The following is a 14838-nucleotide window of genomic DNA, read 5'->3' as shown; positions in this document are numbered from 1 at the left end:
CGGCAGGGCGACGCGCACGCCCGCCGCGCCGACCGCGCACATGGCCGCCACCAGTGCGAGGGCGGCCCGCCAGTCCAGCAGCCTGCCCGCGAGATTCCCCAGGGGGACGCCGACGGCGGTGGCGACGGTCAGGCCGCCGACCACCACGGCCAGGGCGCGGGCCCGCTGCCGCGGCGCGACCAGCGCGGCGGCCACGGCCCCGGCGTTCGGCGTGAAGACCGACGCGCCGGCGGCGGCCACGACGCGGGTGACCATCAGCGCCGGGTAGTTCGGCGCCAGCGCCGAGCCCAGGTTGGCCAGCGCGAGCACGACCAGCGCGCCTGCCAGGAGCGGGCGGCGCGGGAACCGGGACGTGAGGGTGGCCAGGACGGGGGAGAGCACGGCGTAGGTGACGGCGAAGACGGTGGCGGACTGCCCGGCGGCGCTCTCGGAGACGCCGAGGGAGCGGGCCATGGCCGGGAGGAACCCGGCCACCACGTAGGCGTCGGTGCCGACGGCGAACGTGCCGAGCGCCAGGATCAGGGTCCGGCGGAGCCCGTGCGGGCGCCGCGTAACCAGGACATCGGACATCCCGATTTCCTTTCGTGAACGGGCCGGGTCCGGCGGACGGACCCGGCCTCGGGGGACGGTGGAGGGGAGAGGTCAGCCGGTCATGCGGCTGTAGTTGCGCCGGGTGCGCTCGGCGCTCTCCGGGGCGAGGGCCATGAGGTCGGCGATCGTCTGCGCGGCCAGCTCACGCCGCCAGGCCAGCTCGGCGCGGCGCATCGCCGTCGAGATGCCGCACGGCCGGCTGACATCGTGCCCGGAGCCCTGGCCGCCCACGCCCCGCTGCCGGATCTCGGCGCAGCGGAACAGCTCCGAGGGCCCCTGGAGGGCGGTGACGACGTCCATGAGGGTGATCCGCTCCGGCGGCCGGGCCAGGGAAAAGCCGCCTCTGGCCCCCGGGGTGGAGGCCAGGATGCCGGCCCGGGTCAGCGCCTGGAGGCGCTTCTTCAGGTACTCCTGCGGCAGGTCGAACCACGCGGCCAGCCTGCGGATGGACACCGGCCCCTCGTCGCGCAGCCAGGCCAGGGTCACGCAGCAGTGCAGACCCCACTCGACTCCCTCGCCCATGTGCATAAGGGGACTATAGATGTCCCGATTGCGCGGCCGGAAACCGGGGGGAGGGGAGCGGGGCGGGCGTCAGGAGCGGCCGCGGCCGGTGAGGGCGTCCCGCAGACGGTCGATCAGCCCCGCACCGGGCGCCAGCAGCTTGTCGGCGGGCGGCTTGTCGGGCGCGGACGGGTGCGGGCGGGTCGGGGCCAGCTTCTTCGCCCGCTCCACCTTGGCTCCGAGCTCGGTGAGCGCCTCGGGCGGGCAGGCCGCGCGCAGCCGGGGGAACAGGTCGCCCTCCTCGTCCTGGATGTGATGGCGGATCTCCCTCATCAGCTCCTCCAGGACGGGCCAGAAGTCGTCGTCGCCCGGCTCCAGGCGCTCCAGCCGCTTCATGGTCTTCTCGGCCTCGGCGTGCTCGGCGATCTCCTTGTCGGCCAGCTCGTCGCCGCCCGGCACGTGCTCGCGGACCGCCGGGTACAGGTACGCCTCCTCCGCCACCGAGTGGCGGACCAGCTCGATGACGACCTGTTCGGCGAGGGTCTGCGGCCGCTCCCCGATGGCGCCGATCATCGTCTCCAGCTCCGCGAACATCTGCTCGACCTCGCGATGGTCCGTCACGAGCACGGTGATCACGTCCCGCTGCTCGCCCCCGCCCTGCTGATCGTTCATGTCGATTCCTCCCCCTGTCACCCCTCTCCGCGCTATGACCTGGCCAAACGCACCCCGTCGGCGGGGAGGTGGCCGGCCGCCTTGAGGGTGGCGAGGACGGGGGCGGTCTCCAGCGTGCGGACGCCGTCGAGGGCGCCGAGCCGGTGGACGAGGTAGCGGTGCAGGTCGGCGGGGCCGGAACAGAGCGCGTGGGCGAGCAGGTTCGTGGTGCCGGTCGTGGCGATGACCACGGCCAGCTCGTGATGGCCGGCCAGGGCGGTGGCCACCCGCTCCAGGTCGGCGGGCGCGACCGCCATCCAGAGCAGCGCCTGGGTGGTGACCCCGTAGGCGGCGGCGTCGATCTCCACGTCGAAGAACAGGACGTCGCGGGCGCGCAGGTCCGCCAGGCGGCGGGCCACCGTCGCCTGGGACCAGCCGGTGGCGGCGGCCAGGTCCGCGTGGCCGGCGCGCCCGTCGTGGCGCAGCGCGTCGATCAGCGCGCGGTCCGCATGCGTGAGGGGGGCGTTGCCGGACGGGGCGGGCAGGGCCGGGCGCAGCCGTTCCTGCTGCGCGTCGTCGAGGTTCTGGAGCCGGCCGCGCCAGGCCGCGGGGCCGCCCAGGTACGTGTGCAGCAGGCAGTGCGCCGAGACGCCGGTGATCCCGCTCCGGCGGGGGACGTCGTGGAGCAGCGGCGGGCGGGTGGCGTCCGGCGCGTCGACGATGGTGAAGATCTCCGTGCCGCCGGAGGTCAGCTTGACCCAGGAGGTGTCGGCGCGGCGGGCCAGCGAGTGCGCCAGCGTCCGGGCGGCGGACGGGGTCGTGGTGAGGCGGACCACCCACTGGGTGTGGCCCGACCGGCCGTGGTCGGCCAGGCCCACCACGCGCAGCCCCGCCTCGCGGCGGAGCCGCCCGTAGCGGCGCGTCACCGTCTGCGGGGACACGCCCAGCACCTCGGCGACACGGCTGAACGGGGCCCGGCCGTCGATGTGCAGGGCGTGGACCAGTGCACGGTCGAGCTCATCCATGGCGGCCATATTTCCTCATATATGGGTCTTAGTGGATGTTCTGGGCTGCTTCTTGGCTTCGGAAGAAGGGGGAGGGTGTGGCATGAGGCGGACAGTGACGATGGCGGGTTTGGTCGGGCTGGCGGCCGTACCGGCTCCTGCCCAGGCCGCGGCGGCCGTCGACCGCGGCGCGTGCCGGGGCGGCAGCGGTGACCCCCACCTGACGGGGGTGGCGCGGCTGGGCCGGGGTGGGGTGGTCGCCGCGGACGTTACCCGGTCGATGCCGCTCGGCGAATGCCACCTGCAACGTCTCCGGGAGGACGTGGACCCCTACGGGGACGACGTCATCGATGTCTTCAGGCCCTGACCCGTTGACCCCCCAGGCCTGCCGGTCGATGACGTACAGGGGGTGGTCGATCCGGGTGCCCGGTTACCGCGACTGACCGGTGGAGATGCGAGCGCCCGTCCGAGGTCACGAGGTCCTCGCCGACCAGGACCCGCAGCCTCTTCACCTTGGCGCCCTGGTCGGTTCCGTAGGATTTCGCCGTCTTGGGGGTCAGCCGACGCCCCGTCCGTCTCCTCAGCGTAAATCTCTGCTCGCCCAGCCCAGTGCGGCGAGCACGGGCAGCAGCACGGCCACCCACCCGTAGTGCACGATCTCCCAGTTCTCCTCCTCCGGATAGAGCCACGGCCAGTAGGGTCCCCGCAGAACCAGACTCACCGAAACGATCACCAGGAGACCGCCCATGCCGGCGAGAGCGGTCGCCTTGCCCTGGTGCCTGCGCCCGGCTACCGACGCCGACAGCAGGCCGATGGCGATGCACACCGCCGCCTCCACCGCCATCCCCGCCACCCTGAGCTCTCCCCCCACGGGCAGCCTGGCTACGGCGACGGCACAGGCGATGCCCCACAACAGCCCCGCGGCAAGGCTCCCGAAGCCGCAGCGCAGCCACTGGCGCAACCAGCGGGGCACCGGGGCCGCGCCCGTGCTCGCGGTCATCTCGTCGATCACGGCGAATCCAGCGGCGGCGCCCAGCATCACCCCCATCATCCTGAGCAGGGTGAAAGCGGTCCCGACGCGCAACGCAGAACCGCCCTCGATCACCGAGGCCATGACCACGGCAAGCGTCCCGGTGGCCGCGAGAGGAAGCCAGTCGATCGCCCGCGCGATCGGCCTGATCAGCTGGATCACGAGCATGGCTGCCCCTTCACCGGCTCGGCGGGGAACTCGGGGCGCAGGCCCAGCAGCGGAAGCGCCTGCTCGACCGTCGTGCCGGGCTTCAGCAGCGTGTCCCAGTGCGTCCATATTCGTTGCCGGGCATCCGGCGTGGCGAGCAGTCTGCGGGCGTACCCCAGCTCGGCCGCGCCGTATCGAACCATGCCCAGCGGTGACTGCACCGAGCTGAAGGTGGAGGAGCCGATCTGGATCTCCCGGTCCTCGGGCGGAGTCAGCGCAATGACCTGGCCGAGCAGCCAGAGGCCCACGAGTGCCCTGCTCTGGCCGTGTGCGTCGCAGCCCGCCATCGGCGGTCGCAATCCCAGCACAGAGCGGATGAGCTGGGAAGCGAGCACGGCGCGGTAGGCGTCCTCGGCTCCGGCGCGTCCCCACATCATGTATGTGCGGATGGACGTCGCCTCATCGTCGTCCGCGCCGAGCCAGCTGTCGGTGAACTGCCGGACGGCCGGCAGCCGGTCACGCTGCGCCGGGGGCAGCGCCTGCGCCACAGGGTTCACCGCCGACACCCACGACGGAATCCAGGCGGCGTAGTCGTGGAAGGCACAGTAGGTGATGGTGCCGTGCTTCTCGCAGCGCCGGGCGTCTCGCGCGAAGTATCGTTCCCGGACCTGGACGTCCATGTCGTCGAGCAGCGCGGCTGGATCTCTTTGCATGATCTCGAACCGGTGGTTGATCTCCTCCCCCGGGGCGGCGGTGGTCGCGGCGGCCCCCGTGGGTACTGCCAGAGCAGCGGCGGCCAGGGCCGCGACCAGGCGCACTGGCCTGGGCCCGTGCCGCAGCAGGGCCAAGGCCGCGAAAAGAGCGACGGAAGCGAGGAGATAGACGGCGTGCAACGCCGATGGGCGCTGCGGCCAGTCGGGCCCGTGGTAGAGCACGACGGGCAGAAACCAGTCCCCGTAACCGCTCTGCTGGCTGTTCAGCCAGGTGAAAGCGCCGATCAGGAAGGCCATCACGGGAACCGCGACCAGCCAGGGAGCCCACCTGCCGAGCATCGCGCCGAGGGCCGCGGCGAAGGGCACGGCCAGCACCCCGCCCAGCGCCTCGCAGGGGTCGAACACGCCCGCTACCGGGCCCATCGCGAGACGCGCCAGCAAGTAGACGGCCATCACCGGCAGCGCGATCCCGGCTCCGACCGTCACGGCCGCCGAAGTCGCGGCCTTGGTCCGCTCCGTGGCGCGCCCGGACAGCGCTCCGAGCGTCTCCGGCATGCCGCCTCGCATGTCCCGGGACGTCGCGAGGTTGGCCGTGAGCATCATGGCCACCGCCAGGAGCAGCATCGCACCCGACGTGCTCGTCGGATCGACACTCATGTCGGGCAACCACTGCCAGGTCGCGACGAGCCGCAGCCCCAGGCAGATCGCGGCGGCACCCCAAGGAATGGGGCTGCGCAGCAGCCTGAGGACCTCGAACAGGAACAACGATCGGAAGATCATGTCGCCGCCTCGACCGGCTGGCCGAGCAGAAGCAGATAACCGTCCTCGACGGCCGGCGCGGCAGGCGCCGCGCCCGGCGGGCGGACTCCCAGGGTTCGGTAGCGGCCGTCAGCGGTCCGCCAGAACAGGCGAGAGTCGGGGGGAGGCGCATCGGAGATCCACACCTGGCCGGACGCGACAGCGGCGAGCTCACCGGCGGTGCCCTGGAACACCACGAGCCCCCGGTTCATCACGATCACGCGTTCACACAGAGCGGCGACGTCCTCGGTCTGGTGGGTGGACAGCAGCACGGTACGACTCTCTCCGAGCCGGGAGACCAGCGCCCGGAACCGCATCCTCTGCTCAGGGTCCAGACCGACCGTGGGCTCGTCGAGGATGAGCAGATCGGGCTCGCCGAGCAGCGTCTGGGCCAGGGCCAGTCGCTGTTTCATGCCACCGGACAGCTTGCGCACCTTCGTCCTGGAGCGATCGGCCAGATCGACCTCGGCAAGGACCCGGCGCACCTCCCGGTGGCGTTCACGCCGGTCCGTCAGCTCTTTCAGGATCGCCACGTAGTCGACCAGTTCGAACAGCGTGAAGTGCGGGTAGAAGCCCGGGTCCTGCGGGAGGTAACCCAGGCGGCGGCGCAGGGCGGTCCGCTGGCCGCGATCCGCGGGATCCAGGCCGAGAGCGCGCACCTGGCCGCCGTCGGGAGCCAGCGTGGTCGCCAGGGTCCGCAGCAGGGTGGTCTTGCCGGCACCGTTGGGACCGAGCAGTCCAGTCACTCCCCGGCCGAACTCCAGGGTGAGGCCGTCGAGCACGACGCTCCGGCCGTACTTCTTGGTCAGGCCGCGAACGGTCACGGTCGGGTCCATCTGGGCTCTCCTGAGTCGAAGCGGGCACGCCGCAGGTAGACGAGAGGGATCAGGATCAGCGCGGCCGCGCCGTACAGAGCCTGGGCCGCGGGCGAGAAGGGCGCCAACGCGTCGCCGGTGAGCTTGGCAGAGGTCGCCACGGCGCCGAACCAGGTGGCGGTCAGTGCGGCAGCCGAGATCATCGGCGGGAATCGGGTCGACATGGCCAGGGTGGCCGCGGTGAGTGCCAGAGCAGGCAGTAGCCACGCCGCCGTCAGCCCCGGCGGGCCGGGCAGCAGCGGCGTCGCCATGCCCGTCAGCACGATCGCGGTCACCAGCACCGCGACGGCGCGCAGCAGTAGAGCCCTGGCACCTCCCAACGGAGTGGCGGCCTGCATCTCGTGAACGGGATCGACCAGGGGCCCGTAGGCGAGGGCGATGCCCGCCAGCGGCAACACGGGCGCGGTCACGAGGAAGGGCACCAGTCCGTCGAAGAGGGCCTGAGGATCGCGGTTGACCAGGTGGGCGGCTGCCACGGCGAAGGCCGTCACCGCAGTGACCGCGACCAGCCATCCCCGGGCGAGAGCAGGGGTGGCCGCGAGAAACGTGGCCACGTGCTCGGGGACACCGAACCGACGCAGAAGCCGTGCCACAGGCCGCGGCCGAGGCCGGTCCACCACGTCCTCGATCCTCGCCCAGCTCACGGCGAGCCACTCCCGCTCGTACGGCACCTCCGCACGGCAGGCTTCACACCGGGCGAGGTGGCTCTCCACCGACATCACCTGGACCGGTTCGAGATGGCCGCTCATGTAGCGCTCGATCAGCTCCGCGGGCAGGTGCCATTGCGCGTTCATGCGAGATACCCCCTGAGCTGGGCCTTGGCCCGCATAACGCGGGTCTTCACGGTTCCCTCAGGGATGCCGAGGAGTTGGGCGGCCTCACGCACAGTGAGGTCGTCGAGCACGGTCGCCTGGATGGCCGCGCGCAGGTCCGGCGACAGCCTGGCCAGCGCGGCGCCCAGGTCGCCGTGCTCCACGCCGAGCAAGACCGCGTCCTCGGCCGACTCAGTGATCAGGTATGCGGAGATCGGGCGTGCACCTGATCGGTGGCCTCCCGCTGCGGGGGAGCCATCAAGTGCGGCGACGGGCGAGGCGGCGCCGCTCCGGCGCAGCGCAGAGATCAGCCTGCGTATCGCGATGGTCCAGATCCACGCCGCCGCCTCACCTTCCCGCGCACGGTAGCGGTGCGCGTCGCGCCAGACGGCGACGAAGGTGTCCTGGATCGCATCGTCAACCAGGTCCGCGTCGGCGCACCGGCGGGCCAGCCGTACTCGCAGCCAGGGCGCGTGCCGCTGGTGCAGGATCTTCAGCGCCTCCACCCGCTCAGCGGCAACGGCCGCGAGAAGCTCCGCATCGTTACTGTCGGGACCGACCGGGGGTGGTTCCCGGCGGCGTATGAGGAATAGGCGCACATTCCGATCTATCGCAAGAGCTGCCGTGTCCGGTTCCGTGACGGCAGAAATATCTCAACCTCGGGGGTGACCCGCCACCGGCCACTGGGCTACAGGTGGCCGCAGCCCGGGCACTCGGCACGGTCCTGGCGGATCCGGTGGAAGTACCGACCGAGGCGGTCGACCACATCGCTGGGCAGGTCGGCGCGGCAGACCATCGGCAGCAAAGGCGCCGCACCGGCCGATCCGCCGTGCCTTGAGGTCAGCGCCCAGGTGGCCTGCCACCTCACCCGGACCGTCACCGGGGCCTGCACGCGATCACCAAGTAATCCCTGTCAGATGGAGAAAATCATCATTTCGGGCCGCCTGGCTGGAAGGCCGCCGCCCTCCGCCCGACCCTGTTCCCCGGAACGACTCCGAGGAAGAGGGAACCCGATGCTGCTCCATCACCACGTCGCCCACCGGTGGCGATGGGCCGGGCTGGCCGCCCTGCTCGTCGCCGAGGCGATGAACCTGCTCGACGCGACGATCGTGACGGTCGCCGCGCCGGTCATCCACGCCGATCTCGGCGGCGACGCCTCGGCCATCCCGTGGTTCAACGCCGCGTACACGCTGCCGTTCGCGGTGCTGCTGATCACCGGCGGCCGGCTGGGCGACCTGGCCGGGCGGCGGCGGGTGTTCGCCGCCGGCGTGGCCGCGTTCGCACTCGCCTCGGCCGCCTGTGCGCTCGCGCCGGAGGCCGGGACGCTGATCGGCCTGCGGGCGGTCCAGGGCGCCGCCGCCGCGCTGGTCATCCCGCAGACCATCGGGCTGATCCGGACCATGTTCGACGGCGCCGAGCTGGCCAGGGCCATGGGGAGCATCGGGCCGGTGATGGGGCTGGCCGCCGTCGCCGGGCCGGTCCTGGGCGCCGTGCTCACGCACGCCGACCTGCTCGGCTCGTCATGGCGATCGGTCTTCCTGGTCAACGTGCCTCTGGCCGCCGCCGTGCTGGCCGTCGTCCCCCTGATGCCGGCCGGAGAGCCCCGTACGGCGGGCGGCCCGGGCCTGCCACGTCTCGACGGGACGGGGACCGTGCTCGCGGCGCTCGGCACCGGTCTGCTGGTGTACCCGCTCATCCGGGGCGAGGCCGCCGGAGGGCCGGCGGCGGGCTGGGCCATGGCGGCGGCAGGGGTGGTCCTGTCCGTGGTGTTCGGCCTGCACCAGCGCCGCCGGGCCCGGACGGGTCGTGACGGGCTGGTCGAGGTGAGCCTGTTCCGGGACCGCGGCTTCCCGGCCGCGCTGGCGACCTCGGCCCTGTTCTTCGCGGCGATGAACGGTCTGACGCTCGTGGTCGTCCTGGAGGTCCAGCTCGGCCTGGGACGCGACGTGGTGACCGCCGGGCTCTCGCTGCTGCCCTGGTCGGCGGCCATGGGGGTGGCCTCCTTGGTCGCGGGCGCCCGCCTGGTGCCCCGGTACGGGCCGCGGCTGATGTTCGCCGGGCTCGCCGTCATGCTCGCCGGACTGGCGATCACCCTCACCGCCCACCACGAGTCCGCGGGGGGCCTCGGGTGGCTCGTGGCCGCGGGACTGGCCGTCGCCGGCGCCGGGAACGGGCTGTTCACCACCCCCTTCTTCACCGCCGCGCTGTCCCGCGTCCGCCCCCACGAGACCGGCTCGGCCGCCGGGCTGCTCAACGCCGTCCAGCAACTGGGCGCGACGCTCGGCACCGCGGTCCTCGGCGGCGCCTTCCTGCGCGGCCTGGCGCAGGGCGCCGGGCACGTGTCCGCCGCCCGGTCGGCCGGCCTGCTCGCCGCCGCGCTGCTGGCCGCCACCGCCGTCGCCGCCGCCCTCATGCGCACGGATCGATCAAGCGCTGCCAGGTAGGGGAGCCCGCGGTGAGGATCGCCGTGCCGCGGCAACACCATGGGCTCGTTCCGGCGCCGTCAGTCGAAGAGCACCACCTGGCGGATCACGTCCCCGCCCTTGTCCAGGGTCTTGACGGCGTCGGCCAGGTCCTCGAAGCGGATGCGGCGGGTGATGAGGCTCTCCAGGTCCAGCCGGCCGGCCCGCCACAGGTCCACGAACCGCTTGGCGTCGCGGCGCAGGTCGGAGCAGCCGTAGATGGAGCTGAGGATGTTCTTGCCGTCGAACAGCAGGGAGAAGGCGTCGATCTCGACCTGGTCGTCCGCGGCCCCCGCGCCCACGACCACGACGTTCCCGCCGCGCCTGGCGGCCTGCCAGGCGGCCTTCACGGTGCTCGACCGGCCGACGGCCTCGAAGGCGTGGTCGAAGCCGCGCCCGCCGGTGAGCAGGCCCTTGACCGCCTCCATCTGGTCCGGCGTGGTGGCGTGGGTGGCGCCGAAGCCCTTGGCGAGCTCGTGCTTGGCCACGACCGGGTCCACGGCCAGGATGGTCGCCGCGCCGGCCAGCCGCGCCCCCTGGATGACCGACAGCCCGATGCCGCCCGCGCCGATGACGACGACGGACGAGCCCTCATCGACCCCGGCCGTGTTGATGACCGCGCCCACACCGGTGGCGACCGCGCAGCTCAGCAGCGCGGCGAGCTCGAACGGCACGTCCGGGTCGATCCTGATCGCGGCCTGGGCGGGGACGACGAGCTCCTCGGCCCAGGCGCCGACGCCGCCGAAGCCGAAGCACGGGGTGTCGCCGGCGAGGCGGAAGCGCGGCTTGGTGAAGCCTTCCAGGACGTACGTGATGCACAGGTACGGCTGGCCGCCCAGGCAGTCGGGGCAGGTCCCGCAGGCCGGGATGAACGACAGCACCACGTGGTCGCCCGGCGCCAGCCCGGTCACCCGGGAGCCGATCTCGACCACCTCGCCCGCGGCCTCGTGCCCGAGCACGGCCGGCAAGGAGGTGGGCAGCACGCCCTTGAGCGCGGAGACGTCGGAGTGGCAGACGCCGGTCGCCCGGACGCGGATCCTGACCTCGCCAGGGTCGGGCCCGGCGACCGTGACGTCGTCGCGCAGTTCGAGGGCGGCACCGGGCTCGTGGACTATTGCGGCGCGCATGGTCGGTTCCTCCCGGACGGGTCTTCCTTGTTAGAACCTGTTTCACAACGGATGCATTGTCGCCTCGCAGCCGCATTCCGAGCAAGCGTTTGGTCGAATAAGGCGGCGGCCGCCGCGCAACTGAAACGTTCCCCAAGATTGACGGGACGCGGGCACGCACGAGCCCCGGCCGCGTCCCCGCGCCGATGAGCATGGCTGCGAAGGCACCACCACGGGGGACGCGCATGGCCATCGAACCAGGGACACCCGACCGCCTGCTGGAGCTCGCCGCCGCGCGCCGGACCGCGCCCGGTGAGGCGCTGGCCCGCGACGCCGGGCGGATCGTCCGCGCGGCCGGGGACATGGCGGAGCGCTTCCGGCGCGGGGGACGGCTCATCACCTTCGGCGACGGCGCGGCGGCGGCCGACGCGGGGCACGTGGCCGTCGAGTTCACCCACCCCGTGATCGTGGGCAAGCGGGCGCTGCCGGCGATCTCGCTGGCCGGCGACGCGGCGGCGCTCGGCGGTCTCGCCGTGTCCGGCGGGCCGGAGGCCGTGTTCGCCGCGCAGGTCGAGACGTTCGGGCGGACGGAGGACATCGCGCTCGGCGTGCCCGCCGGCGAGCGGGACCGGCGCGTCCTGGCCGGGCTGGCGGCGGCCCGCGAGCTGGGCATGCTCACCATCGCCCTGACGACCGCCCCACCGGGCTCCGTCTGTGATGCGGACCGCCCGCCCGGATACGGCGACGGCTCGCTCGGCGGTGTCGTCGCGGATCACGTGCTCGCCGCCCGTTGCGACGACCCGCTGATCGCCCGGGAGGTCCACGTGACGGCCTACCACCTGCTCTGGGAGCTGGTCCACGTGCTGCTCGACGACCCCGGGCTCGCGCCGCCCGCCCGGCCCGCCGGCGACACCGCCGGCGACACCACCCGCGACACCGCCGGCACCTGCGTCACGTGCGCCGACACGGCCGTGCCGGTGCACGTCACCGAGCTGCGGCCGGGTGGTCTCGCCCTCGTCGAGACCGGCTGCGGCACCGAGGAGGTCAGCGTCGCCCTCGTCGAGGCGCGGGTCGGCGACGTGGTCCTCGTCCACGCCAAGGAGGCCATCGTGGTGCTCGGCGGTGACGGCTCGTGAGCGGGATCTACCCCTTCCTGACGCCGGCCGGCGACGCGGCCCGGGGCGCCCGGGAGAACGCCGCCCGGGAGCTCGTCCGCTCCACCGCGGCCAAGGCCGCCGAGAGCCTGGAGCTGCGCCTGCGGGTCCTGGGCTCGCTGGGCCCGGCGCTGGCCGCCTGCGCCGCGGCCATGGCGACGGCCTTCCGGGCCGGGGGCACGCTGTTCGCGTTCGGCAACGGCGGCAGCAGCACCGACGCCCAGGCCGTCGCCCAGGTGTTCCGCACCCCGGACCGGGACGGCGGCCGGCCATGGCCGGCCCTGCCGGCGATCTCGCTGACCGGTGACGCGGCGCTGCTGACGGCGCTGGCCAACGACGTCGCGTTCGACGTGGTCTTCGCCCGGCAGCTCGCCGCGCTCGGCCGCCCCGGCGACGTGGCGATGGCCCTGTCCACCAGCGGCGGGTCCGTCAACGTACTGCGCGGCCTGGAGCAGGCGCGCCGCACCGGCATGGTGACGGTGGGCTTCGCCGGGTCGGGCGGCGGCCGGATGGCCGAGGAGCGCCTGGCCGACCACCTGTTCGTCGTCCCGTCGTCGTCGGTGCACCGCGTCCAGGAGGCGCAGACCACGGCCTGCCACGTGCTGCGCGAGCTCGTGCGGGCGGAGCCGGCGGAGGCGTGAGCGGGCGGGTGCGCTCGCTGATCCGGGTCGAGGGCATCGTGCAGGGGGTCGGTTTCCGGCCGTTCGTGCACGGCCTCGCCGCCCGGTACGGGCTGGCGGGGCTGGTCGGCAACGACGGCGGCGGCGTGTTCATCGAGGCGGAGGGGCCGCCCTCCGCGGTCGCCGCGCTGGTGGAGGCGGTGCGCGAGCGGGCGCCCGCGCTGGCCGTCGTCGACCGGGTCAGCGTCACCCCCGTGCCGCCGACCGGCGCGGGCGGGTTCCGGATCGTGCCCAGCGTCGCCGGCGGCCCCGGCGGCCCCGGCGCCCCCGGCCGGGCGCTCGTCCCGCCGGACGTGGCCACCTGCGACGACTGCCTGGCCGAGCTGTTCGACCCGGCCGACCGGCGCTTCCGGTACCCGTTCGTCAACTGCACCGCCTGCGGCCCGCGCTTCACGATCATCACGGCGGTCCCGTACGACCGGGCGGTGACCACGATGGCGGGCTTCGCCCTGTGCGCCGCCTGCGCCCGCGAGTACCACGACCCGGCCGACCGCCGCTTCCACGCCCAGCCCACGTGCTGCCCCGCCTGCGGCCCCCGGCTCACGCTGCGCGCGCCCGACGGATCGACGCTCCCCGGCGACCCCCTCACGCGGGCGGCCGCCCTGGTCGCGGACGGCGCTGTGCTGGCCGTCAAGGGGCTCGGCGGCTACCACCTCGCCGTGGACGCCGCCGACGAGGCCGCGGTCGCGCGGCTGCGGGCCCGCAAGCGGCGGCCGGACAAGGCGTTCGCGGTCATGACGGCGGATCTGCCGGCCGTGCGGGAGCTGTGCGAGGCCGGCGAGGCCGCCGCGGCCATGCTCACGGGGCCGCGCCGGCCGATCGTGCTGCTGCCCCGGCGGCCCGGCGCGCCGCTCGCGCCCTCGGTGGCGCCCGACGGCCCCGACCTGGGCGTGCTGCTGCCGTACACGCCGCTGCACCACCTGCTCTGCCGCGAGCTGGCCCGGCCGTACGTGCTGACCAGCGGGAACCTGGCCGACGAGCCGATCGCGCACGACGACGGGGACGCGTTGCGGCGCCTGGGCGGCGTCGCCGACGCGCTCCTGTGCCACGACCGGCCGATTCACGCGCCCGCCGACGACTCCGTGCTGCGGGTGTTCCGCGGCGCGCCGATGCCCGTACGACGGTCACGCGGGTACGCCCCGGAGCCGCTCACCCTGCCGTGGCCGTTCCGCCGGCCCGTCCTGGCCTGCGGCGCCGAGCAGAAGAGCACCTTCTGTCTCGGGCGGGAGCGGCACGCGGTGCTGTCGCAGCACCTCGGCGACCTGGAGAGCCACCTGGCCCTGCGCGCCTTCACCGCCGAGGTCGTCCGCTTCCGGCGGCTGCTCGGCGTCGATCCCGAGGTCGTCGCCCACGACCTGCACCCCGGCTACCTGTCCACCACGTACGCCCAGGACCTGGACGGCGTGGAGACGGTCGCCGTGCAGCACCACCACGCCCACATCGCCTCGTGCCTGGCCGACAACGGCGAGGCCGGCCCGGTCATCGGGGTGGCGTTCGACGGCACCGGGTACGGGCCCGACGGCACCGTCTGGGGCGGCGAGCTGCTGGTGGCGAGCCTGGCGGCGTACGAGCGGGCCGGGCACCTGGAGCCGGTGCCGCTGCCGGGCGGCGTCACGGCGATCCGCCAGCCGTGGCGGATGGCGGCGGCCTGCCTGGGGGCCGCGGGGGAGCCGGCCGGCGGGCTCGCGGTGGCCCGCCGCAACGCGCGGCACTGGCCGGCGGTGGCCGCGCTGGCCGCTTTCGGTGGCCCCGCCGCGCCGCTCACCTCCAGCGCCGGGCGGCTGTTCGACGCGGTGGCGGCGCTGCTGGGCGTCCGCGACACCGTCACCTACGAGGGACAGGCGGCGATCGGCCTGGAGCAGCGGGCCGATCCGGACGTGCGCGACGGCTACCCGGTGGCGGTGACCGGGACCGCGCCCGTGGTGATCAGGAGCACCGACCTGGTGCGGGCCGTCGCCGGCGACCTGCGGCGCGGCGTGCCGGCCGGGGTGATCGCGGCACGCTTCCACCACGGGCTGGCCGGCGCGGTGGTGACGGCCGTCGGCGTGGTCGCCGGGGCCACGGGGATCGGCACGGTGGCGCTGTCGGGCGGCGTGTTCGCCAACGGGCTCCTGCTCGGCGGCGTGGCCGACGGGCTGCGCGCCCGCGGGTTGCGGGTGCTGACGCACCGGCGGGTGCCCTGCAACGACGGCGGGATCAGCCTCGGCCAGGCGGTCGTGGCCGCCGCCCGCCCCTGATCCGCCGCCCGCCTTGATCCGTCGCCCGCCCTGACGCGTCGACCCCGCCGCCCGCCCCTGGCTCGCCGTTCCCGTCG

15 protein-coding genes are annotated in these 14838 nt (G+C 74.0%); 5 read left to right on the top strand and 10 right to left on the bottom strand.

Translation table 11 applies throughout. From position 1 onward, the window contains the following. The 4 genes from ABZS51_RS33350 to ABZS51_RS33335 all read right to left on the bottom strand — a co-directional run. The coding region (locus ABZS51_RS33350; RefSeq protein WP_355449515.1) for an MFS transporter at window positions 1-570 on the bottom strand (570 nt) is incomplete at its 3' end. A 72-nt stretch (window positions 571-642) separates the two neighbouring features. After that, a complete protein-coding gene (locus tag ABZS51_RS33345) occupies window positions 643-1113 on the bottom strand; it encodes an Rrf2 family transcriptional regulator (RefSeq protein WP_355449512.1) in 471 nt (156 codons plus the stop codon). A 69-nt stretch (window positions 1114-1182) separates the two neighbouring features. Continuing rightward, window positions 1183-1764: a hemerythrin domain-containing protein gene (locus ABZS51_RS33340; RefSeq protein ID WP_355449509.1), complete on the bottom strand. Its 582-nt coding sequence runs from the start codon at window positions 1762-1764 to the stop codon at window positions 1183-1185. 32 nt (window positions 1765-1796) lie between these two features. Then, a complete protein-coding gene (locus tag ABZS51_RS33335; RefSeq protein WP_355449506.1) occupies window positions 1797-2768 on the bottom strand; it encodes an AsnC family transcriptional regulator in 972 nt (323 codons plus the stop codon). 82 nt (window positions 2769-2850) lie between these two features. Here ABZS51_RS33335 and ABZS51_RS33330 point away from each other — a divergent pair, with 82 nt between their 5' ends. Further along, on the top strand, window positions 2851-3114 hold the full coding sequence (locus ABZS51_RS33330; RefSeq protein ID WP_355449503.1) for a hypothetical protein: 264 nt from the start codon (window positions 2851-2853) through the stop codon (window positions 3112-3114). A 213-nt stretch (window positions 3115-3327) separates the two neighbouring features. On the opposite strand, the gene ABZS51_RS33325 is transcribed toward ABZS51_RS33330, so the two are convergent. Genes ABZS51_RS33325 through ABZS51_RS33305 form a run of 5 tightly spaced genes read right to left on the bottom strand, consistent with a single transcriptional unit; the run spans window position 3328 to window position 7721 of the window. Beyond that, on the bottom strand, window positions 3328-3945 hold the full coding sequence (locus ABZS51_RS33325; protein ID WP_355449500.1) for a hypothetical protein: 618 nt from the start codon (window positions 3943-3945) through the stop codon (window positions 3328-3330). Further along, on the bottom strand, window positions 3936-5417 hold the full coding sequence (locus ABZS51_RS33320) for a hypothetical protein (protein ID WP_355449497.1): 1482 nt from the start codon (window positions 5415-5417) through the stop codon (window positions 3936-3938). Before ABZS51_RS33320 ends, ABZS51_RS33325 begins: the two co-directional genes overlap by 10 nt. Next, window positions 5414-6271: an ATP-binding cassette domain-containing protein gene (locus ABZS51_RS33315; RefSeq protein ID WP_355449494.1), complete on the bottom strand. Its 858-nt coding sequence runs from the start codon at window positions 6269-6271 to the stop codon at window positions 5414-5416. Before ABZS51_RS33315 ends, ABZS51_RS33320 begins: the two co-directional genes overlap by 4 nt. Then, window positions 6256-7104, bottom strand: a complete 849-nt coding sequence (locus tag ABZS51_RS33310) for a zf-HC2 domain-containing protein (RefSeq protein ID WP_355449491.1) — start codon at window positions 7102-7104, stop codon at window positions 6256-6258. The genes ABZS51_RS33315 and ABZS51_RS33310 overlap by 16 nt, the downstream gene beginning before the upstream one ends. Continuing rightward, window positions 7101-7721: an RNA polymerase sigma factor gene (locus tag ABZS51_RS33305; RefSeq protein WP_355449488.1), complete on the bottom strand. Its 621-nt coding sequence runs from the start codon at window positions 7719-7721 to the stop codon at window positions 7101-7103. The genes ABZS51_RS33310 and ABZS51_RS33305 overlap by 4 nt, the downstream gene beginning before the upstream one ends. 414 nt (window positions 7722-8135) lie before the next feature. On the opposite strand from ABZS51_RS33305, the gene ABZS51_RS33300 reads away from it, so the two are divergent. Continuing rightward, window positions 8136-9566 carry an MFS transporter gene (locus ABZS51_RS33300; protein ID WP_355449485.1) on the top strand — a complete coding sequence of 477 codons (1431 nt, stop codon included), beginning with the start codon at window positions 8136-8138 and terminating at the stop codon, window positions 9564-9566. A gap of 59 nt (window positions 9567-9625) precedes the next feature. On the opposite strand, the gene ABZS51_RS33295 is transcribed toward ABZS51_RS33300, so the two are convergent. Continuing rightward, entirely contained in the window at window positions 9626-10711 is a 1086-nt protein-coding gene (locus ABZS51_RS33295; protein WP_355449482.1) for a Zn-dependent alcohol dehydrogenase, read from the bottom strand. Window positions 10712-10935: 224 nt separating this feature from the next. Between ABZS51_RS33295 and ABZS51_RS33290 the strand changes: the two genes are divergently transcribed. The 3 genes from ABZS51_RS33290 to hypF are packed head-to-tail and all read left to right on the top strand — an operon-like array spanning window position 10936 to window position 14761. Beyond that, entirely contained in the window at window positions 10936-11826 is an 891-nt protein-coding gene (locus ABZS51_RS33290; protein WP_355449479.1) for an SIS domain-containing protein, read from the top strand. Continuing rightward, complete coding sequence (locus tag ABZS51_RS33285) at window positions 11823-12485, top strand: SIS domain-containing protein (protein WP_355449476.1); 663 nt, start codon at window positions 11823-11825, stop codon at window positions 12483-12485. Before ABZS51_RS33290 ends, ABZS51_RS33285 begins: the two co-directional genes overlap by 4 nt. Further along, the gene (gene hypF / locus ABZS51_RS33280; RefSeq protein WP_355449473.1) at window positions 12482-14761 is read left to right on the top strand and encodes a carbamoyltransferase HypF; all 2280 of its coding nucleotides are present in this window, start codon (window positions 12482-12484) and stop codon (window positions 14759-14761) included. The genes ABZS51_RS33285 and hypF overlap by 4 nt, the downstream gene beginning before the upstream one ends. The last annotated feature ends 77 nt before the right edge of the window (window positions 14762-14838 follow it).

The sequence above is a fragment of the Nonomuraea sp. NPDC005501 genome (genome assembly GCF_040605905.1).
GTDB lineage: Bacteria > Actinomycetota > Actinomycetes > Streptosporangiales > Streptosporangiaceae > Nonomuraea.
The sequence above is the reverse complement of the archived record's forward strand: the minus strand, read 5'-3'. Positions and strand labels throughout refer to the sequence as shown.